Origin of the sequence: Sphingomonas naphthae (assembly GCF_028607085.1) — a bacterium.
GTDB classification, from domain to species: Bacteria; Pseudomonadota; Alphaproteobacteria; order Sphingomonadales; family Sphingomonadaceae; genus Sphingomonas_Q; species Sphingomonas_Q naphthae.
This window is the reverse complement of record NZ_CP117411.1, coordinates 1092251-1111735: the sequence shown is the minus strand read 5'-3', so window position 1 is coordinate 1111735 and position 19485 is coordinate 1092251. Positions and strand designations below refer to the sequence as shown.

Below are 19485 nucleotides of genomic sequence, written 5' to 3'. Positions count from 1 at the left end.
CCCGTTTGCGCCGCCCCGCCCAGCCGCTACGCAAGGCGACACCCCCTTCCCTCAACAGGTGAAACGATGCCCGGCGGACTGGTTGCCCTCCTCGACGATATCGCCGCGCTCACCAAGCTGGCCGCCGCCTCGCTCGACGATGTCGGCGCGGCCGCCGGCAAGGCGGGCAGCAAGGCGCTGGGCGTGGTGGTGGACGATGCCGCCGTCACCCCGCGCTACGTCACCGGGCTCAGCCCGAAGCGCGAGCTGCCGATCATCGGCAAGATCGCGCTGGGATCGATCCGCAACAAATTGCTGATCCTGCTGCCCGCCGCCTTGCTGCTGAGCGCCTTCGCGCCTTGGGCGATCACGCCGCTGTTGATGTGCGGTGGCGCCTTCCTCTGCTTCGAGGGGGCCGAGAAGGTGATCGGCGCCTTTCAGGGCGGGCATGGCGCGGAAGAAACCGAGACGTTCGACGACCCCGCCCATCTCGAGCAATCGAAGGTCGCGGGCGCGGTCCGCACCGACCTGATCCTGTCGGCCGAGATTATGGCGATCGCGCTGGCCGACGTCGCCGCCGAGCCGATCTGGGAACAGGCGATCGTGCTGGCCATCGTCGGCATCGGCATCACCGTCGGCGTCTATGGCGTGGTCGGGCTGATCGTGAAGCTCGACGATATCGGGCTGCATCTCGCCAAGAAATCGAGCGCGGCGGTGCGCGCCACCGGGCGCGGCATGGTGAAGGCGATGCCGATCGTGATGGAGGTGCTGGCGATCGTCGGCACCGCCGCGATGCTGTGGGTCGGCGGCGGCATCCTGCTCCACGGCGCCGAGGTACTGGGCTGGGCGACGCCCGCGCACATCGTCCACCATTGGGGCGAGGTCGCGGCCCATGCGCTGCCCGCGATCGGCGGCCTGATCGGCTGGGCGGTCGGCGCGCTGGCGGCGGGCATCGTCGGGTTGGTGGTCGGCGGCGTGCTGGCGCTGGGGATCCACAAGATCAGGCACTAGCCCGCGACACCGCGCGCCAGCGAAGATCAGCCGCCTTTCAGCAGATCGGCCACCGCCCGCATCTCGGCCGTGTCATTGTAGATGTGCGGGCTGAAGCGGATCAGCGATTGCCCCTGCGCACTCGCGGCGGCGGTGGCCAGCTTGCCCTCGGCCCACAGGCGCTTGCGCAGCGCCGCGACATCCTTGCCGGGGAAGGCCATCGTCAGCACCGGGCCGGAGAGCGCCGGATGACGGCTGCCGACCAGCTTCGTGCCCGGCACCGCCGTCAGCACGTCGCGCATCGCCTCACCCCCGGCACGCGCTTGCGTCTCGATCGCGGCCTCGCCGATCGTGTCGAGTGCATCGAGCGTCGTCAGGATCGCCTCGATCTTGGGGTCGTCGCGCTGGCCGAGGATCTCATAGCGTTGCGCGGTCGCCATATTCTTCTCGTCGGTCAGCCAGTAACCGTGGCTGCGCATGATCGGGCTCAGCTCGTCCATCCGCGCGCGGCGGACGTAGAGCATGCCGCCCTCCAGCGGCCCCATCAGCCATTTGTGCGTGCTGCCCGAATAGGAATCGCAGCCGAGCGCCGCCAGATCGAGTTTCATCCAGCCGAAGGTCTGCGCGCCATCGACATGCAGCCAGATGCCCTTCGCGCGCGCCAGCCCGGCGATGAGGGCGACCGGGAAGACGAGGCCGGTGACGTTGGTCATGTGCGACAGGAAGATCGCCTTCGTGCGCGGGGTGATGGCCTGCGCGAACAGATCGGCCACGGCCTGCGGTGACGTGGCGGAAACGGGCGTCTTGATGGTCTTGAGGACGAGCCCCTCGCGGCGGGCGCGCAGTTTCCAGCTGTCGAGCGTGGACTGGTGGTTGTGATCGGTGACGATGATCTCGTCGCCCGGCTTCAGATCGAGGCCCAGCACCGCCACCGTATTGGCCTCGCTCGAATTGCGCACCAGCGCGATCTCGTCGGCGGTGACGCCGAGGCGCGCGGCGAGGCGCTGGCGCAGGCGGGTGGCGAGGACCGGATATTTCTCGCGATATTCACGCGACGGATTGGCCTGAAAGTCGTGCGTGCCGCGATCCTGCGCGGCGACGACGCTGCGGAAGGCCGGGGCGATGTTGGCGGCGTTGAAATAGAGGAGGTCGGGGGCGAGCAGGAGTTGCGCCTTGAGCGAGGTGGCCGGGGCGGCGTGCGCGATGGCGGGTGCGGCAATGGAGGCCGCCATCGCGCCTTGCAGCAGGGTGCGGCGGGTGAGCGCGGGGATCGGTGCGTCAGTCATGCTGGCTCCCATATGCCACCCCGCCCTATTTCGCCGCGCCGCTCTTCTCGTCGGCGATGCGCTTGTCGAACAGGGGTTCGTATTTGTCGGCATAGGCGCGGCAGGCGGCGGGGTCGATGAAGGGATTGGGTTTCACGCCCTGGCGCAGTCGGGCAAATTTCGTCTGGCCGTCGGAGGCTTCGGGGTGGGATGTCAGGAGGATGTCGCAGGGCAGCGCGCGGACCGCCGCGAAAGTGTGGCGGAAGGCGGCGGCGGGGGATGCCTTGGCCGGCGTATCGTAGCGATAGCCTTCGGCGGCCAAAGGATTGAGGCTGGCGGCGAAGGTGACGCCCAAGCACTTGCCCTCTTCGCACGAACTCCACGACCAACTCATGCTGCCCGGCGTATGGCCGGGGGTCGCCTGCGCGGTGACGGTGACCTTGCCGAGCTTCAGCCGCTCGCCGGGGCGGACGACGCGGACCTTCTTCACCGCCGGGAAGGCGGGGAGCCAAGCCTCCTGCGGGTCGTCCGTACCGCTCCTGCCCTGCTCCAGCACCCTGGCCGCCGGGCCGCTCGCCACCACCGTCGCGCCAGTGTCGCGGGCCAGCGCGGCGAGGCCGCCGGCATGATCGTAATGCGGTTCGGTCGAGAGGAGATATTTCACGTCCTCGACGCGGAAGCCGAGCTGGCGGATATGCGCCTCGACCCCGGCGATACCCTGCGGCAAGCCGGCATCGATCAGGATCAGCCCCCCGCCGGTATCGATCAGACCGACGTTGAGCCCGCTGTAGCCGACCAGATAGGTGTTGCCGTGGATGCGGGTCGGCGGCTGCGGTTCCAGCCATCGGGCGGCATTGTCGCCGCCGAGCGGCGCGGTCAGCGGATCGGGCGCGGGCTCCGGTGCCGGCGGAGGCGGGGACTGCGCCAGCGCGAGCGATGAGGCCATCGTCGCGGCCACCGCCATCCATCGCATCGCTCGCCGCACCGCAGTCTCTCCTCTTGGCTTGGCTGTGATGATGGCCCCTGCCCGCCGATCGAACAAGTCGCCTTGGGCGCGATCGGCTGCTAGAACGCGCGACGACGGCGCCGCCAGAGCGCCCGCCCGCGCAGAGGATGCCCGCATCGACGGAGCGTCATGACCGACCCGCTTGCCACCGAACCGCCGATCATCCGCCCGCACAGCGCCGGCGAGGATGTCTATGCGATCCTGATGGGCGTGAGCTTCCTCGTGGTGGGGCTCGTCTGCCTCGGGCAGGCCGGGCTGGTGACGGGCGGCACGGCGGGGCTGGCGCTGCTCCTCTCTTATGTGCTGCCGATCCCGATGGCGGTGACCTTCATGGCCTTGAACGTGCCCTTCCTGTGGCTGGCGTGGCGGACGCTGGGCACGGCCTTCGCGGTGCGGACGGCGCTGGTGAGCGCGGGCGTCAGCGGCGGGGCGATCGCGGCGCCGCACCTGTTCCATATCGGCTGGATCGATCCCTTGTTCGCGGCGATCTTCGGTGGGACCTTGATCGGCATGGGCGTGCTGGCGCTGGCCCGCCACGGCGCGGGCGTCGGCGGGCTCGGCGTGCTGGCCCTCGTGCTGGCGCGCAGCCGGGGCTGGAATCCGGGGCGGACGACCCTGATCGGCGATTGCCTGATCCTGGCGGCGGCGATCCCGGTGCTGCCGTTCGTGCCGTTCCTGCTGTCTCTGGTCAGCGCGGCGGCGATCAGCGCGATGCTGATCGCGTGGCACAAGCCGGGGCGCTATACTGGGTATTGAGCTGCGGCTTTCCGCCCGACCCTTCGGCGCCCAAGGGCGATAATAGCGGCCGCGACGATCGCGCCGGCCATCGCCATCGCCATATCCTTTTGGGCATCCCACGGGTCACCCTGCTGTCCATTGTAAGCCTCGGCGTCGGCACCGGCCATCATAAGCGTCAGCGCCCATTCGAAGATTTCGTAGACGCAGCTGAAGGCCAGCACGAACTCGACCGCGACATACAGGGACAGGCGACGACCGGCCCCGACATAACGCTGGAGCAATTCGGCTATCGGGCGGACCGCAAGAAGGCCGAACGAGAAATGCACGAGCCGGTCGAAGCAATTGCGTCGCCAGCCAGTCAGTGTCGAAATCGTGTGGCCGGTCAACGCTTTGGCCCACACATCATAGGGCACGTAGGAGTAGATGTACCGACCTGCCAGTGTATGCAGCAGAAAGAAACCGATGACGCAGGCGACGGACCTGGTCGACAGCGGCCAGCGCCGCAACAGCCACGGCGCCGCGACGAGCAACAGAACCGTCGGTGCGTGCTGGATCGGCGCCATGTCCGGGAACGGCTGCCGAACCTGCGCCGCCACAACCGCCACGCCGAGTATCACAAGCAGCGCGCGTTGCGCCGGTGGGAGCGCTCGCCAGACCGGAAAGCGCTCCATGGGGCGTCACGCTTTCTTCAGATGCCGCCGGCCGAGCAGTTCGGCGATCTGCACCGCGTTGAGCGCGGCGCCCTTGCGGAGATTGTCGGACACGCACCAGAGAACGAGACCGTTCTCCACGGTCGGGTCTTCGCGGACGCGGCTCACATAGGTGGCGAAATCGCCGACGCATTCCACCGGGGTGATGTAGCCGCCGTCCTCGCGCTTATCGACCAGCATCACGCCGGGCGCCTCGCGCAGGATCTTCTGCGCGTCGGCGGCCGAAAGCTCGCGCTCCATCTCGATCGTGATCGCTTCGGAATGGCCGACGAACACCGGCACCCGCACGCAGGTCGCGACGACCTTGATCTTCGGGTCCATGATCTTCTTGGTCTCGACGACCATCTTCCACTCTTCCTTGGTGAAACCGTCGTCCAGGAAGCTGTCGATGTGCGGGATCACGTTGAAGGCGATCTGCTTGGTGAACTTCTTCGGCTCGGCCGGGTCGCCGACGAAGATGTTGCGGCTCTGCTCGAACAGCTCGTCCATGCCCGCCTTGCCGGCGCCCGACACCGACTGGTAGGTCGAGACGACGACGCGCGTGATCGTCGCCGCATCGTGGATCGGCTTCAGCGCGACCACCATCTGCGCCGTCGAGCAATTGGGGTTGGCGATGATATTCTTCTTCCTGTAGCCGTCGATCGCCTCGGGGTTCACCTCGGGCACGATCAGCGGCACGTCCGGGTCCATGCGGTAGAGCGACGAATTGTCGATCACCGTGCAGCCGGCCGCCGCGAAGCGCGGGCCGTGGACCTTGGTGGCGTCCGATCCGATCGCGAACAGCGCGATATCCCAGCCCGTTGGATCGAAATGCTCGATGTTCTGGACCTTGAGCTTCTTGCCGGTCTCGCCGAAATCGATCTCGTCGCCCTGGCTGCGCGCGGAGGCGACGGCGGCGATCTCCGAAATCGGGAACTCGCGCTCGGCCAGAATGGCGAGCATTTCCCGCCCGACATTCCCGGTGGCTCCAGCGACGACGACACGATACCCCATGATACCCAAGCTCCTTTCGTAGGCGTGGGGGCATTAGGGATCGCGCACGGTTTGTCCAGCAAAGGGCGGAGCCGCGGCAGGCAGTTTTGCTTGGGGCGGGTGAAGCAGGGCAGCCCGGAACCCTTGCGCGTGCGAAGCGTCCCTCCCTCGGACCTCAAGGGCTACCGAAGGACCGTCGGGCTCATGCGCACTCTCCTGCTCGTATCCGCCGTCATGCTGGCGGCAACGCCGGCGATGGCGCAGGATTTCATCTTCAACCCGGTCATGGATCCGACCGCGGCGATGGGCTACGCGGCGATCGGGGTCGCGAGCGAGCAGATCCTGCAGCAGCAGGGGCAGCCGCAAGCGACGGGCAGGCCATCGGCCGCGCCGGCCGCCGCATCGGGCGGCGCCCGAATGAGCGCGTTCCGGAAGCCCGCGCCGGCCGGGCTTGCCGCCGGCAAGCCTTATCCGGCGCCGACGCGGCAGTTCCGCGAACAGCAGGTGGCCGATCTGCTGGAGCGCGCGAGCAGCAGCGATCCGCAAAACGCGCAAGCCTTGCGGGCGCAGCTCGCCAGGCATGAGTATTCCGCGATCTACGAAGGCCTTACCCGCCCTTACGGCCTGGCCGGCGACGACGCGGCATCCTCGCTGGCGGCCTATATGATCCTCGGCTGGATGATCGTGCATGAGGGTCGGGAGCCGCCCGCCGCCGGGCTGCGTGGTGTCCGCGCGCAGGCGGCGCAGGCCCTGTCGGACCCGCGCCTGTCGACGCCCGAAACGCGCGCCAAGCTGGGCGAGGAGTTCAAGATCCTGTTCGTGACGATCCATGCCGGCTGGCAAGGCGCGCGCCGCGAGGGGGCGCTGGGCAAATATGCCGAAGGCGTCGCGCGGCTGTTCGGGCGGAATGGCGGCATCGATCTCCGCGCCGCGCGGATCGGCCCGAGCGGGTTCGAGGGCGGCTGACGGTAGCGGTCGACGCAGGGGGACGCCGCTCAGGCCGCCCCTACCCTGCCCGACCGCTCCAGCTTGCCCCAGCCGACCATGCGGCCGCGCAGCGCGTTGCTGAGCGCCTTGATGACGACATAATACATCACCTGCCGATAGCCGATGCGTTGCGGCACCAGCAGCCACAGCAGCCGCCATTTCTCGCGCGGTTCGAGGCCGAAGGCGACGATGCCGGCGAGCAGGTCGATCGCGGTGAAAACGAGCCAATAGACCGCCATCAGCCCGACATCGCCGCGTGTCTGCGCCCAGCCGTGCGCCGCGACGTTCATCCAGGTGCCGACGATCGAGGCGACGAGCGCCAGATCGATGATGGGCGAGATGGCGGCGAAGACGAGCTGGAACAGGATCGCCTGCGGCAAGCCGATGCGGGCGAGGCCCTTGGGCTGGCCGTTGCGCAGCACCGCGCCATGCTTCCACAGGCATTGCAGCGTGCCGAACGCCCAGCGGAAGCGCTGCTTAGCGAGCGCGCGGAAGCTCTCGGGCGCCTCGGTCCACGCGATGGCGGACTGGTCGTAGCTGACCGTCCAGCCGAGCCGCTGGATGGCGATGGTGAGATCCTGATCCTCGGCCAGCGTGTCGTGCGGATAGCCGCCGGCTTGCGCGATCGCCGCCAGCCGCCAAGCGCCGACCGCGCCGGGGACGACGGTGATCGCATCGAGCCGGCCCAGCGCGCGGCGCTCCAGATTCTGCGCGGTGATATATTCCAGCGCCTGCCAGCGGGTGACCAGATTGACCCGGTTGCCGACCTTGGCATTGCCCGCGACCGCGCCGAGTTTCGGATCGCCGAACCAGCGCGCGAGGCGGGCGATGGTGCGCGGCTCGAACTGGGTGTCGGCGTCGAGCGCGATGACGATTTCGCCATTGGTCAGCTTCAGCCCCTCGTTGAGCGCGCGGGCCTTGCCGCCATTCTCCAGCGTCAGCAGGCGGACCCTCGGCTCGTCGGCGAAGGCGCGGGCCACGATCGCGCTGGTGTCGTCCTTCGATCCGTCGTCGATCACGATCACCTCGATCCGCACGTCGGTCGAAGCCAGCACCTTGGCGACCGATCGTTCGATCACGCGCGCCTCGTTATAGGCGGGGATCAGCACCGAGACGAATTTGTCCGGGTCGAGCGCGGGCCAGACCTGCCTGTTCTCGCGGCGGGCCTGCCACAGCGCCAGCCCGGCCAGCGTGATGGCGCGCAGGATGCCGAGGCTGATCGCGACGAAGAAGATCACCTTGAGCGCCTGAAGGATCAGGCCGAGCGTGGTGAACAGGGCGAGATCGGTGCGCGCGGCGCCCTGTTCGGACGGGGGCAGCGGCGGCATTGCCTGAAGCGGGCTGAGGCCGATCAGCTCGGACACCGGCACGAAGCGATAGCCGAGGGCACGGAGGCGATCGATGATGATCGGCAGCGCCTCGACCGTCTGCCGCCGGTCGCCGCCCGCGTCGTGGAGCAGGACGACATTGCCCGATCGGTCGCCGTTGCTGGCCTGCACGCCGGCGATCGTCTCGTCGATGATGTGCTGGACGCCGGGGCGCTTCCAGTCGTCGGGATCGACATGGAGGCCGACCGAGAGATAGCCGAGCCGCTGGCCGATCAGCACCGGATCGATTTCGTCCGCCGTGGTCGGCTCGGCATCCCCGAAGTAAGGCGCGCGCATCAGCCGCATCGAGCGCATCGTGAAGGCCTGGAACAGCCGCTGGTTGGCGTTCAGTTCGATCTCGGTCTCGCGATCGCTCGCCTGGCCGAGATTGGGGTGAGTATAAGTGTGGTTGCCCACCTCATGCCCCTCGGCCACCTCGCGGCGGAGCAGGCCGTAATTGGCGAGCGCATTTTCGCCGACGACGAAGAAGGTGGCGGGCACCTTCTTGGCCTTCAGCACGTCGAGGACGCGCGGCGTCCAATTGGGGTCGGGGCCGTCGTCGAAGGTCAGCGCGACGAGGCCGGGGCGATAGCCGGCGCGCTGGATGGCATAGGGCAGCGGCAGGCGGATATAGCGCTGGTCGGCGACATTGCCCTGCCCGTCCACGTCGACCTGCCGGAAGCCCGGCACGGGCACCGCGCCGACCTTCAATATCTCGCCCGCGCCTTCGATATCGACATCGGTGCCCGCCGGGATCGCCTCGATCGCGCGGACGTTGGCGCCGGTCTCGTGGGCGCGGCCGAACACCTGCCAGACAGAGGGGTCTTCGCTGCCCAGCCGCCACAAGGCGAAGGCGTTGAAGCCGCCCCGGCGCAGCGCCGCGAGCTGGTTGTGGACGCTGGCGGCATCCAGCATCCAGACGGTGTGGGGCGTATCGCCCTCGGCATATTGAAAGCTGCTGTTGCCGCTCGCCTTGTCATAGGCCGGGATCGCATCGGATTCGTGCGCGGTCAGCCACGCCTGCTCGACCGACATGGCATCGGTGCCGCCGCTTTTGGCCCAATCATAGGCATAGGAGCCGACCGCGACGACGATCCGGTCGCGCGGCACCCCGCGCGCGGCGGTGGCGACCTGCGTAACGAACCAGTTCTGCGAGGCGATCGGGCCGGGATCGCCGCCGGGATAATGTTCGTCATAGGCCATCAGGAACAGGCGATCGACGACCCTGGCATAGGCCGGCAGGTTCCAGTCGCGGTCGCCGACCGGCACGGCCATCGCCATCAGCCAATGGCGCTTGTCGAAGCGGGCACGGACTTCGCGGAGGAAGGCGAGGTAATCGGGCTGGGCCGAGGCGGGCAGATCCTCGAGATCGAAGAAGGCGCCGTCGGCGTGGTTGGCCACGAGGAAGCCCTCCAGCCGATCGAGGAGCCGCGTACGGGCCACGCGATCCGCGAGCAGCGCGGCGGTGCCCTTGCCGTCCCATTCACCCTCGATCGCGTTCTGGAGCATCGGCAGCACCTTGGGCCGCCGCGACGCGCCATCGATGATGCGGTGGCCCGCCAGATCGGGAAAGACGGTGAGCTTGTGGCCCGGCCCGGTCACCGACAGCCAGCCGGGCACGATCCAGTCGAGATCGTCGACGTGGCGGCCGAGCGAGGCGGCGCTGGCATCGTCCCACGGCGCGTGGAAGGAGACGGCGAGCGGTTTCTGCGACTTGTAGGCCTTGGCGGGCAGCAGAGATCGGGCGCGGAGCGCGCGGACGATGCGATTGCCTTCCTGATGCGCCAGCTGGCCGATGCTGCGGACGGGCGGGCGCTCCACCTCGAACGGCAGCGGCCTGCCGGCGGGCGTTTCGACGATAGAGCCGACGAAGATGGCGATCGCCAGCAGCAGCAGCGCGACGAAGGCGACGACCGAGACGGTGAAACGGCGGCGCCGGCGGCCGCTGGGATCGTAGAAGACCGGCTGCTGGCCCATATTCGTCACCGCTTCTCGTGCCGGGTTGTTCAGCGGGGCGGTCTAGGCCGGTCGCGCGGGCGCGGCAATGGCGCGTTGCCATGTGGGGCGGGCTGGTCTAGCCCGTCGCCCCTATGGCAGCCCGCAACCCCGTCCGTTCAACGCCTTACGCGGGCGCTGCCGCGTGAGCTTCCCCGTCCGCCAGCGGCTCCGCGCCGCGACGCACGCGACTCACGAGGCGCTGGACGCCGCCTTTGCCGGCTATGATCTGGGCGACGGCGAGAGCTATGCCGCCTTCCTGACGGCGCATGCCCGCGCATTGCTGCCGATCGAGGATGCGCTGGGCGAGACCGCGCCCTGGCCGCGCTGGAGCCCGCGCGGGCCGCTGCTGCGCGCCGATCTGGCGGCGCTCGGCCGGGCGGTGCCCGCGCCGATATCCATCGCCCGGCTGAATGGCGAGGCCGCGCGCTGGGGGACGCTCTATGTGATCGAGGGATCGCGGCTGGGCGGCGCGATGCTGGCGGAGCGGGTGGCGGACGGCCTGCCCCGCGCCTATCTCGCCCATAAATTCGCACCAGGCGAGTGGCGCGACTTCATGGCGGCGCTGGACGACGCGGCGACCGGCGAGGATTGGGTCGACGAAGCCATCATGGCCGCCGAGGCCGCCTTCGCCACCTTCGCCCGCGCCGCCCGCGTCGAGGATCCCGCATGAGCATCGAGCCCAATTCCCCGACCGACCTGACGAATTGCGATCGCGAGCCGATCCATATTCCGGGCCGCATCCAGCCCTTCGGCTTCCTGCTGGCGGTCTCGACCGACTGGATCGTGTCGCGCGCCTCGGCCAACATCGCCGACTTCATCGGCACATCGGCCGAGGATGCGCTGGGCCAGCCGATCGCGACGATCTTCTGCCCCGATGCGGTCCATGCGATCCGCAACCGGCTGACGATCCTGCGCGGCGGCGACATGGTCGAGCGGCTGTTCAACCTGTCGCTGGTGGAGGGGCGCCCGCCGTTCGACGTGGCGGTCCATTTCGCGAGCGGCGGCGTCCTCATCGAGGCCGAGCCCGCGATCGTCGAGGAGACGGAGGCGGCCTCGGTGGTGCGGGGCCTCGTCGGCCGGCTGACCCAGGCCGAGGATCTGAAGGGCCTGTTCCGCGAGGGCGCGCGGCAGGTGCGTGCGATCACCGGTTTCGATCGGGTGATGGTCTATCGTTTCGACAGCGTGGGATCGGGCGAGGTCATCGCCGAATCCGTCCGCCCCGGCATCGACAGCTTCCTGGGCCTCAACTATCCCGCCAGCGACATTCCGGCGCAGGCGCGCAAGCTCTACCTGCGCAACGTCTTCCGCGTGATCGCCGATGTCGATGCCGAGGCGCCCGCGATCATCCCGACGCTGGACGCGCGCGGAGAGCCGATCGACCTGTCGCTGTCGCTGACCCGCGCGGTCTCCCCGATCCACATCGAATATCTCGCCAACATGGGCGTGAAGGCGTCGCTGTCGATCTCGATCGTGGTCGAGGGGCGCCTGTGGGGGCTGTTCGCCTGCCACCATTATGCGCCGCGCCTGCCCAGCATGACGCAGCGGACCATCGCCGAACTGTTCGGCCAGATGTTCTCGCTGATGCTGGAGAGCCGCGAACGCCAGAGCCTCGGCGATTACGAGCGCAAGGCGCGCGACGTGGCCGACCGGCTGATGACCTCGCTGGCCGAGGATGGCGACCTGCTGACCAACGCACCGTGGCTGGGTGACGTCATGTCCGAGGCCATCCCCTCGGACGGCGCGGGCGTCTATGTCGACGGCAAGGTCGCGCTCTCCGGCCTGGCCCCGCCGCGTGAGGATTTCGCGGCGATCGTCCGCTCGCTCAACATGCTGGCGGCGAGCCAGATATATTCCACCGATCGCATCGCCACGATCCTGCCCGGCGCCGAGAAATATGCCGACCGCGCCGCCGGCCTGATCGCCATCCCCGTCTCGCGCCGGCCGCGCGACTATGTCGTGCTGTTCCGCGCCGAGCGGCTGCGCGCGGTGCGCTGGGCGGGCAACCCCGAAAAGACGATCGACTATGGCCCCAACGGCCCGCGCCTGACCCCGCGCAAGAGCTTCGAGGAATGGTCCGAACTGGTGCGCGGCTATGCCCTGCCCTTCACCGATCCCGAGATGCGCGCCGCCGAAATGCTGCGCACCACCCTGCTCGAAGTGGTGCTGCGGATGAGCGACAATGCCGGGCAGGAGCGCGCCAAGGCGGCCGAGCGGCAGGAATTGCTGATCGCCGAACTGAACCACCGCGTGCGCAACATTCTCGCGCTGATCCGGGGCCTCGTCAGCCAGGGCCGGGCGACGCCGATGCCGACCGCCGCCTTCATCGAGACGCTGGACGACCGCATCGGATCGCTCGCCCGCGCGCACGACCAGATCACCGCCGACCGCTGGGCGCCCGCCAGCCTGATCGACCTGATCGAGACGGAGGCCGCCGCCTATCTCTCCAGCAACCGCGAACGCATCCGCGCGCGCGGGCCGAACGTGCTGCTGGAGCCGACCGCCTTCACGACGATGGCGCTCGTCCTCCACGAACTCATCACCAATGCCGCCAAATATGGCGCGCTTTCCGATAGCGGCCATGTCGATGTGTCGTGGACGGTGGACGAGGACGGCAGCCTGCTGCTCGACTGGACGGAGATCGGCGGCCCCGCCGTCACCGCCCCCTCGCGGCGCGGGTTCGGCAGCACGATCATCGAACGATCGATCCCCTACGACCTTCAAGGCAAGGCCGAGGCGCATTACCGGCTCGGCGGGCTGGAAGCGCATTTCTGCATCCCCAGCCGCTGGGTGGCGAGCGTGCTGGCCGATACCGCCCGCAGCCGCGCCAAGGCGCCCAAGCCGGCCGTCAGCGAAGGATTGCTCAACGGCCGCCACGTGCTGCTGGTGGAAGACAGCCTCATCATCGCGCTCGACGGCGAGGACGGGCTGCGCTCGCTCGGCGCGCGCGCGGTGACCACCGCCTCCAACGTGAACGAGGCGCTCAGCGTGATCGCGGCCAACCCGCCCGGCTTCGCCCTGCTCGATTTCAACCTGGGGGTGGAAACCAGCCTGCCCGTGGCGGACGCGCTGGCCGAGGCGGGCATCCCCTTCGCCTTCGCCACCGGTTATGGCGACCAGCTCGACCTGCCCGAGCGCCATGCCGCCGTGCTGATCGTGAAGAAGCCGTACAATCTGGAATCGCTCGCCGCGGCGATTGCGCGCGTCAACCTCAACGGGCAAAGCTGACCGCCAACGATAAGAGGCGGATGGCGATGGCGGGCGAGACAGCGGCGACGGATACGGGCGGGAGACGGATCGAGAGCGCGGGCTATCGCGGGCTTGTGCTCGTGATGCTGCTGCTGGTCTATACGTTCAACTTCATCGACCGGCAGATCCTCGGCATCCTCGCGCTGCCGATCAAGGAAGAATTCCAGCTGACCGACACGCAGCTGGGGCTGCTCTCGGGCATCGCCTTCGCTCTCTTCTACACCGCGCTCGGCATCCCGATCGCTTGGCTGGCCGACCGCAAGAGCCGCACCGCGATCATCACCATCAGCCTGGCCCTGTGGAGCCTGTTCACCGCTATGTGCGGGGCGGCGGGCAATTTCTGGCAGCTGTTCCTTGCCCGCCTCGGCGTGGGCGTGGGCGAGGCCGGCGGGGTCGCGCCGACCTATGCGCTGATCGCCGATTATTTCCCTCGCTCGAGCCGTGCCAAGGCGATGGCCTTCTATTCGCTGGGCATCCCGCTCGGATCGGCGCTGGGCATCCTGCTCGGCGGCTGGATCGCGGCGACGGTGGACTGGCGGGTGGCGTTCGTGAGCGTCGGGCTGGCCGGGCTGGTGCTGGCGCCGATCTTCCGGCTGGTGGTGAAGGAGCCGGCGCGCGGCCGCTTCGATCCGCCGCAGCCGAGCGCGGAGGCGCCGCCCTTTCGCGCGGTGCTGGCGCTGCTCCGCCGCAAGCCGAGCTTCTGGCTGCTGGCGTTCGGCGCCTCGTGCAGCTCGATCGTCGGCTACGGAATGCTGTTCTGGACGGTCTCCTTCTTCGCCCGCACCTTCGCGCTGGCGCCGATCACCGTGTCGCAGATCGTCGGCGGGATCACCTTCGTCGGCGGCGTCGCGGGCGTGTGGGCCGGCGGCTGGCTGGGCGACAGGCTCGGCCCGTCGAACCCCGCCGCCTACGGCCGGGTGCCGGCGATCGCCTATCTGATCGCGGTGCCCTTCTACGTGACGGGGCTGCTCGTCCACAATCTGCCCGTCACCATCCTGCTGTTCGTGGTGCCGGTGGCGCTGGCCTTGGTGTGGCTGGGGCCGGTCATCACCGCCGTCCAGCATCTGGTGCCGCCGTCGATGCGGGCGACCGCCTCGGCGACCTTCCTGTTCGTCAACAATCTGATCGGCATCGGTCTCGGGCCGCTCATCATCGGCTTCATCTCCGACAAGCTCGGCCCGCAGTTCGGCGACGATGCGCTGCGCTATTCGATCCTGTGCGTGCTCGTATTCTACCTGCTGGCGGCATTGCTGATGGGTCTGGCCTCGCGCCATCTGGCGAAGGACTGGAACCGGTAGGCGCCGTGCGGCAGGATGGGGCTGTAGCGCGACCGGCGGACAGTGCGCTTCCCGTGCAAGTCGCTAAGAAAACGAGCGAATAATCGGGGGATGCCTTGACGATATCGCGCTTCGGCCGGCTGGCCGCCTTTGCCCTTCCCCTGCTCCTGTCCGCCTGCGTCACCCCCTCCGCCAAAGCCCCGCTTCCCGCCGCGACCGCGCCGGTCAAGGTGGCGGTGCCGGTGGTGGTGCCGCCCGGCGCCACGCCCCAGCCGCCGGCGATGCTGGCCACGCGCATCGCCGAACTGGGGCGCGGGTTCGCCGGCCGGGTGGGCATTTCGGTGCGCGATATCCAGGCGGGCTGGATCGTGTCGTTCAACGGCACCGCGCGCTTCCCGCAGCAGAGCGTGTCCAAGCTGTGGGTGGCGATCACCCTGCTCGACCGGATCGATCGCGGCACGGTGCGGCTCGACCAGCCGGTCACGATCCGGCGCGAGGATCTAACCCTGTTCCACCAGCCGATCGCCGCGCTGGTCGGCGCGAGCGGCTATACCACCACGGTACGCGACCTGTTCACCCGCGCGATGACGCAGAGCGACAATACCGCCAACGACGCGCTACTGCGGCTCGTCGGCGGGCCGGATTCGGTGCGGGCGATGATGCTGGCCAAGGGTATCGGCGGCATCCGCTTCGGCCCCGGCGAGCGATTGTTGCAGGCGCAGACCGCCGGACTGACGTGGAAACAGTCGATGGGCGGCCTCGGTCGCGGCTTCGAGGCGGCCCGCGCCGCGCTGCCGCTGGCGCAGCGCCAGGCGGCGCTCGACCGCTATCTCGCCGATCCGATCGACGGCGCCGAGCCCGACGGCATCACCGCCGCGCTGGCGAAGCTGCGCAAGACCGAATTGCTCTCCCCCGCCTCGACCCAGCTGCTGCTGAGCACGATGGCGCAGAGCAAGACCGGCCCGAAGCGCCTGAAGGGCGGCATCGACGAGGATTGGGCCTTCGCCCACAAGACAGGCACGGGGCAGGATCTGGGCGGCACCGGCACCGGCTATAACGACGTGGCCATCCTGACCGCGCCCGATGGCCGCACCTATTCGGTCGCGGTAATGATCGCCAGCACGCGGCTGGCGGTGTGGCAGCGAATGCAGATGATGCAGAACGTGACCCGCGCGGTGATCGGCGCGCATGGGGTGGCGGTGAAGCCGTAGACAATAGTCCACACATGCCGCATCCGCTGACGCCATGACCGATTTCGCCTCTCTCCTCATCGCCGATCGCGGGCAGGATGCCCGGACGTTGCTGCCGCTGGGCAAGGCCGGGCTCGACGGGTGGCTCGCCGGCCAGCCCGAGGGCGTGCGCGCGCTGGTCGCGGCGGCGCGGTTCAGGGCAAAGGCGGGGGAGATCGTGATCCTGCCGGGCGACAAGGGCGAGTGGAGCGCCGCGATCGGCATGGCCGAGGAGAACGGCCCGTGGGATCTGGCCGCCGTCTGCGCCAAGCTGCCCGCCGGCACCTATCGGCTGAAGGAGGGCGCGCCGGGGGCCGCCGCGCTCGGCTGGCTGCTCGCCCAGCACCGCTTCGATCGCTATCGCAGGAAGCCCGACCCCGCCTCGCCCCGCATATTGCTGACCCGCGAGCCGGCGGCGATCGATGGCGTGGTGCGGGTCGCCCAGGCGGTCGCGCTGGTGCGCGATCTGGTCGATACGCCGCCCGCCGACATGGGGCCGGCCGAGTTGCAGGGCGCGGTGGAGGCGGTCGCCAAGGCGCATGGCGGCACGGTGACCGTAACGCAGGGCGATGCGCTGGAGCAGGGCTATCCGATGATCCACGCGGTCGGCCGCGCCGCCGTCCGCGCCCGCGCGCCGCGCCTGATCGAGCTGACATGGGGCGACCCGGCGCATCCGCGCCTCGCGATCGTCGGCAAGGGCGTGTGCTTCGATTCGGGCGGGCTCGATATCAAGCCGGCGGCGGGGATGCTGCTGATGAAGAAGGACATGGGTGGCGCGGCGCACGCGCTGGCGCTGGCCGGGCTGGTGATGGGCGCGGGGCTGGCGGTGCGGCTCCACCTGCTGATCCCGGCGGTGGAGAATGCGATCGCCGGCGACGCCTTCCGCCCCGGCGACGTGCTGACGGCGCGCAGCGGACTGCATGTCGAGATCGGCAACACCGACGCCGAGGGCCGGCTGGTGCTGGGCGACGCGATCACCCACGCGGCCGAGGACAAGCCCGCCCTGCTGATCGATTTCGCGACCCTGACCGGCGCGGCGCGGGTGGCGCTGGGGCCGGACCTGCCGGCCTTGTTCGCCAACGACGACGCGCTGGCGGCCGATCTGGTCGCGGCGGGCGATGCGGTGAGCGATCCGGTGTGGCGGCTGCCGCTTTGGAAGCCCTATCGCGACATGCTGAAATCGGACATCGCCGACATCAACAACGCCGGCTCCGGCGGCTTCGCGGGCGCGATCACGGCGGCGGTGTTCCTTCAGGAATTCGTGCCCGCCGGGCTGCCCTGGGTGCATTTCGACACCTTCGCCTGGATGCCGACGGCCAAGCCGGGACGACCCAAAGGCGGCGAGGCGCTGGCGCTGCGCGCGGCGTGGGAAATGCTCAAACGGCGCTTCGCGGGCTGAGCCGGTCGTAGCCCGCGACCAGCCAATCGCGCCGCCAATGAAACGATCGCGCTGTTCAGGTGTTTTTCGATCCTAGCAGGCTCTTCTCCGCCCCCGGAGGAAGAAGCCGGTCCAGGTTAGAGAGGCGCATATGATCCACGATGGGTCGCTTGGTAGTTGGATGCAGACGCTGGTGGGCTATGTCCGCTCGGGCAAGCCCGATCTGACCAACCGGCAGATGGCGCTGCTCCTGCTCGTTTACATGACGCCCGGCCCGCATACGGTGCGCGGCCTGGCGCAGAACCTCGGGGTATCCAAACCCGTTGTCACACGCGCCTTGAATACGTTGGGTGCGCTCGGCTATCTGCGGCGCGAACGCGACGAGGCCGACCGGCGCAATGTTTTCGTGGCGTCTACGGACAAGGGGACGGACTTTCTTGAGCTCTTCGGAGGCCTCATCGAGGGCGAAGTCCCCGATCCGCTTTCCCGCCGCCCCCGCCCGGCCGCCGGTTGACCGCTTTCGGCTGACCGGCCCCACGCGGGCTCTCGACCCGCGCACCAACGCGATCCGGCCCGATCTGGCCGACGCGGCGCTGGCCGGTATGCTGTTCGCGCCGCATTATGCCCTGCCCCACCCCTGCCGCGTCGAGGCGGCCAGCGTGCCGCTGAGCGGGGCCGCCGACGGATCCGCCACCGCCGTATCGCAGCTCAAGCAGGGCGAGGGTTTCGCCGTGCTGGACGTGACCGGCGGCTGGGCCTGGGGCTATGGCCTGCACGATCATTATGTCGGCTACCTGCCGGTCGCGGCGCTGGGCGCGATCGAGGCGGAGGCGAACCATGTCGTCACCGCCCCGCTGGCGCCGGTGTTCGCCGGGCCGGCGATCAAGACGGCCGTGGTGACGAGCCTGCCGATCGGCGCGCGGCTATGCGGCGAGGCCGAGGGCGCGTTCCTGAAGGTGGCGCAAGGCTATCTGCACTTGCGCCATGTGGCGGCGGTGGACGAGGTTTCGCCCGATCCGGTCGCGGTGGCCGAGCGGCTGATCGGCGCGCCCTATCTGTGGGGCGGGCGCGGCGCCGGCGGCATCGATTGCTCCGGGCTGGTGCAGGTGGCGCTCGGCCTGTCGGGCATCCTGGCGCCGCGCGACAGCGACCAGCAGCGCGGTCTGGGGCGCGAGATCGCCGAGGGGGATGCACTCCGACGAGGCGATATTATCTTCTTTCCCGGCCATGTCGGGCTGATGGCGGATGGGGCGCGGTTGCTCCACGCCAACGCATTTTGGATGGCGACGGTGATCGAGCCGCTCGCCGACGTGATCGCGAGACTGGAGGAGGCGGGCGAAACCCGGCCGATCGTCGCGCGCAGAAGGATCGACTAGAGATGGTGAAGGTTTTCATCGACGGCGCCGCCGGCACCACCGGCCTCGAAATCCGCGACCGGCTGGCCGGCCGCACGGACATCGCTTTGCTGACCATCCCCGACGCGCGCCGCAAGGAGGCCGCCGCCCGCGCCGAGGCGCTCAACGCGGCTGACGTGGTGATCCTGTGCCTGCCCGACGACGCCGCGCGCGAGGCGGTGGCGCTGATCGAAAACGACACCACCAAGGTGATCGACGCCTCGACCGCGCACCGCACCGCCGCCGGCTGGGCCTATGGCTTTCCCGAGATCGAGCCGGGCCGGACGGCGGAGATCGAGGCGTCGACCCGCGTGTCGAACCCCGGCTGCTACCCAACGGGCTTTCTGGGGCTGGTGCGCCCGCTGGTGCGCGCGGGGCTGATCCCGGCGGACTATCCCGCAACCGTCTCGGCCACGTCGGGCTATTCGGGCGGCGGCAAGGCGATGATCGCGCAGTTCGAGGACCGGGCGATCGCCGGCGCCACCGACACCGCCTTCCGCGCCTATGCGCTGTCGCTGGGGCACAAGCATGTGCCCGAGATGCAGGGCCATGCGGGACTTGCCCATCCGCCGATCTTCGCGCCGGCAGTGGCGCGGACCTATCGGGGCATGATCGTCGAGGTGCCGCTGCACATGCACCTGCTGCCCGCCGGCGCCAGCCTGGCGGCGATGCGCGAGGCGCTGCACGAGGCCTATCGCGGGCGCCCGCTGGTGCGCGTGGTGGGCGATGCGCCGACCTCGCTGGATATCGAGCAGGCGGCGGGAACGGATCGGCTCGATCTGTTCGTCTATGGCGACGAGGCGGCGGGTCAGGCGCGGCTGGTGGCGGCGCTGGACAATCTCGGCAAGGGCGCGGGGGGGGCTGCCGTGCAGAACCTCAACATCATGGCGGGCTTTGACGAGGCGGCGGGGTTGAAGCTGTAATCGCCCCTCGCAAATAACCGTCACCC

16 protein-coding genes are annotated in these 19485 nt (G+C 69.2%); 11 read left to right on the top strand and 5 right to left on the bottom strand.

What is annotated here, in order from left to right:
* The first annotated feature begins 66 nt into the window (after window positions 1–66).
* The gene (locus PQ455_RS05245; protein WP_273689837.1) at window positions 67–990 is read left to right on the top strand and encodes a DUF808 domain-containing protein; all 924 of its coding nucleotides are present in this window, start codon (window positions 67–69) and stop codon (window positions 988–990) included.
* 26 nt (window positions 991–1016) lie between these two features.
* On the opposite strand, the gene PQ455_RS05240 is transcribed toward PQ455_RS05245, so the two are convergent.
* A complete protein-coding gene (locus PQ455_RS05240; RefSeq protein WP_273689836.1) occupies window positions 1017–2255 on the bottom strand; it encodes an aminotransferase class V-fold PLP-dependent enzyme in 1239 nt (412 codons plus the stop codon).
* Between the two features lie 25 nt (window positions 2256–2280).
* Window positions 2281–3219, bottom strand: a complete 939-nt coding sequence (bla, locus tag PQ455_RS05235) for a subclass B3 metallo-beta-lactamase (protein ID WP_273689834.1) — start codon at window positions 3217–3219, stop codon at window positions 2281–2283.
* 150 nt (window positions 3220–3369) lie between these two features.
* Here bla and PQ455_RS05230 point away from each other — a divergent pair, with 150 nt between their 5' ends.
* Window positions 3370–3996: a YitT family protein gene (locus tag PQ455_RS05230; protein WP_273689832.1), complete on the top strand. Its 627-nt coding sequence runs from the start codon at window positions 3370–3372 to the stop codon at window positions 3994–3996.
* On the opposite strand, the gene PQ455_RS05225 is transcribed toward PQ455_RS05230, so the two are convergent.
* Both PQ455_RS05225 and PQ455_RS05220 read right to left on the bottom strand, forming a co-directional pair.
* Window positions 3981–4649 (bottom strand): DUF2238 domain-containing protein, encoded by a 669-nt coding sequence (locus tag PQ455_RS05225; protein ID WP_273689831.1) that lies wholly within the window; start codon window positions 4647–4649, stop codon window positions 3981–3983. The two genes, PQ455_RS05230 and PQ455_RS05225, sit on opposite strands and share 16 nt — an antisense overlap.
* Before the next feature lie 6 nt (window positions 4650–4655).
* Entirely contained in the window at window positions 4656–5681 is a 1026-nt protein-coding gene (locus PQ455_RS05220) for an aspartate-semialdehyde dehydrogenase (protein WP_273689829.1), read from the bottom strand.
* 51 nt (window positions 5682–5732) lie between these two features.
* Here PQ455_RS05220 and PQ455_RS05215 point away from each other — a divergent pair, with 51 nt between their 5' ends.
* Entirely contained in the window at window positions 5733–6626 is an 894-nt protein-coding gene (locus tag PQ455_RS05215; protein ID WP_273689826.1) for a hypothetical protein, read from the top strand.
* A gap of 29 nt (window positions 6627–6655) precedes the next feature.
* On the opposite strand, the gene PQ455_RS05210 is transcribed toward PQ455_RS05215, so the two are convergent.
* Entirely contained in the window at window positions 6656–9991 is a 3336-nt protein-coding gene (locus PQ455_RS05210; protein ID WP_273691237.1) for a glycosyltransferase, read from the bottom strand.
* A gap of 163 nt (window positions 9992–10154) precedes the next feature.
* Here PQ455_RS05210 and PQ455_RS05205 point away from each other — a divergent pair, with 163 nt between their 5' ends.
* The 8 genes from PQ455_RS05205 to argC all read left to right on the top strand — a co-directional run bounded on the left by PQ455_RS05205 (window position 10155) and on the right by argC (window position 19459).
* Entirely contained in the window at window positions 10155–10682 is a 528-nt protein-coding gene (locus PQ455_RS05205; RefSeq protein WP_273689824.1) for a biliverdin-producing heme oxygenase, read from the top strand.
* The gene (locus PQ455_RS05200) at window positions 10679–13237 is read left to right on the top strand and encodes an HWE histidine kinase domain-containing protein (RefSeq protein WP_273689822.1); all 2559 of its coding nucleotides are present in this window, start codon (window positions 10679–10681) and stop codon (window positions 13235–13237) included. Before PQ455_RS05205 ends, PQ455_RS05200 begins: the two co-directional genes overlap by 4 nt.
* 26 nt (window positions 13238–13263) lie before the next feature.
* Complete coding sequence (locus PQ455_RS05195; RefSeq protein ID WP_273689821.1) at window positions 13264–14556, top strand: spinster family MFS transporter; 1293 nt, start codon at window positions 13264–13266, stop codon at window positions 14554–14556.
* Window positions 14557–14651: 95 nt separating this feature from the next.
* Window positions 14652–15746, top strand: a complete 1095-nt coding sequence (locus PQ455_RS05190) for a serine hydrolase (RefSeq protein ID WP_273689819.1) — start codon at window positions 14652–14654, stop codon at window positions 15744–15746.
* A gap of 34 nt (window positions 15747–15780) precedes the next feature.
* Window positions 15781–17163, top strand: a complete 1383-nt coding sequence (locus PQ455_RS05185; RefSeq protein WP_273689817.1) for a leucyl aminopeptidase family protein — start codon at window positions 15781–15783, stop codon at window positions 17161–17163.
* Between the two features lie 160 nt (window positions 17164–17323).
* The gene (locus PQ455_RS05180; RefSeq protein ID WP_273689815.1) at window positions 17324–17656 is read left to right on the top strand and encodes a MarR family transcriptional regulator; all 333 of its coding nucleotides are present in this window, start codon (window positions 17324–17326) and stop codon (window positions 17654–17656) included.
* Window positions 17580–18518: a C40 family peptidase gene (locus tag PQ455_RS05175; RefSeq protein WP_273689814.1), complete on the top strand. Its 939-nt coding sequence runs from the start codon at window positions 17580–17582 to the stop codon at window positions 18516–18518. Before PQ455_RS05180 ends, PQ455_RS05175 begins: the two co-directional genes overlap by 77 nt.
* A gap of 2 nt (window positions 18519–18520) precedes the next feature.
* Window positions 18521–19459, top strand: a complete 939-nt coding sequence (gene argC / locus PQ455_RS05170; protein WP_273689812.1) for an N-acetyl-gamma-glutamyl-phosphate reductase — start codon at window positions 18521–18523, stop codon at window positions 19457–19459.
* The last annotated feature ends 26 nt before the right edge of the window (window positions 19460–19485 follow it).

What these genes read in the sequence shown, in the direction of transcription:
- PQ455_RS05220 (WP_273689829.1), bottom strand. Translation starts at nt 5,681, where the DNA reads ATGGGGTATCGTGTCGTCGTCGCTGGAGCCACCGGGAATGTCGGGCGG.
- PQ455_RS05225 (WP_273689831.1), bottom strand. Translation starts at nt 4,649, where the DNA reads ATGGAGCGCTTTCCGGTCTGGCGAGCGCTCCCACCGGCGCAACGCGCG.
- PQ455_RS05200 (WP_273689822.1), top strand. Translation starts at nt 10,679, where the DNA reads ATGAGCATCGAGCCCAATTCCCCGACCGACCTGACGAATTGCGATCGC.
- PQ455_RS05245 (WP_273689837.1), top strand. Translation starts at nt 67, where the DNA reads ATGCCCGGCGGACTGGTTGCCCTCCTCGACGATATCGCCGCGCTCACC.
- PQ455_RS05180 (WP_273689815.1), top strand. Translation starts at nt 17,324, where the DNA reads ATGCAGACGCTGGTGGGCTATGTCCGCTCGGGCAAGCCCGATCTGACC.
- PQ455_RS05185 (WP_273689817.1), top strand. Translation starts at nt 15,781, where the DNA reads ATGACCGATTTCGCCTCTCTCCTCATCGCCGATCGCGGGCAGGATGCC.
- argC (WP_273689812.1), top strand. Translation starts at nt 18,521, where the DNA reads ATGGTGAAGGTTTTCATCGACGGCGCCGCCGGCACCACCGGCCTCGAA.
- PQ455_RS05210 (WP_273691237.1), bottom strand. Translation starts at nt 9,991, where the DNA reads ATGGGCCAGCAGCCGGTCTTCTACGATCCCAGCGGCCGCCGGCGCCGC.
- PQ455_RS05195 (WP_273689821.1), top strand. Translation starts at nt 13,264, where the DNA reads ATGGCGGGCGAGACAGCGGCGACGGATACGGGCGGGAGACGGATCGAG.
- PQ455_RS05240 (WP_273689836.1), bottom strand. Translation starts at nt 2,255, where the DNA reads ATGACTGACGCACCGATCCCCGCGCTCACCCGCCGCACCCTGCTGCAA.
- PQ455_RS05230 (WP_273689832.1), top strand. Translation starts at nt 3,370, where the DNA reads ATGACCGACCCGCTTGCCACCGAACCGCCGATCATCCGCCCGCACAGC.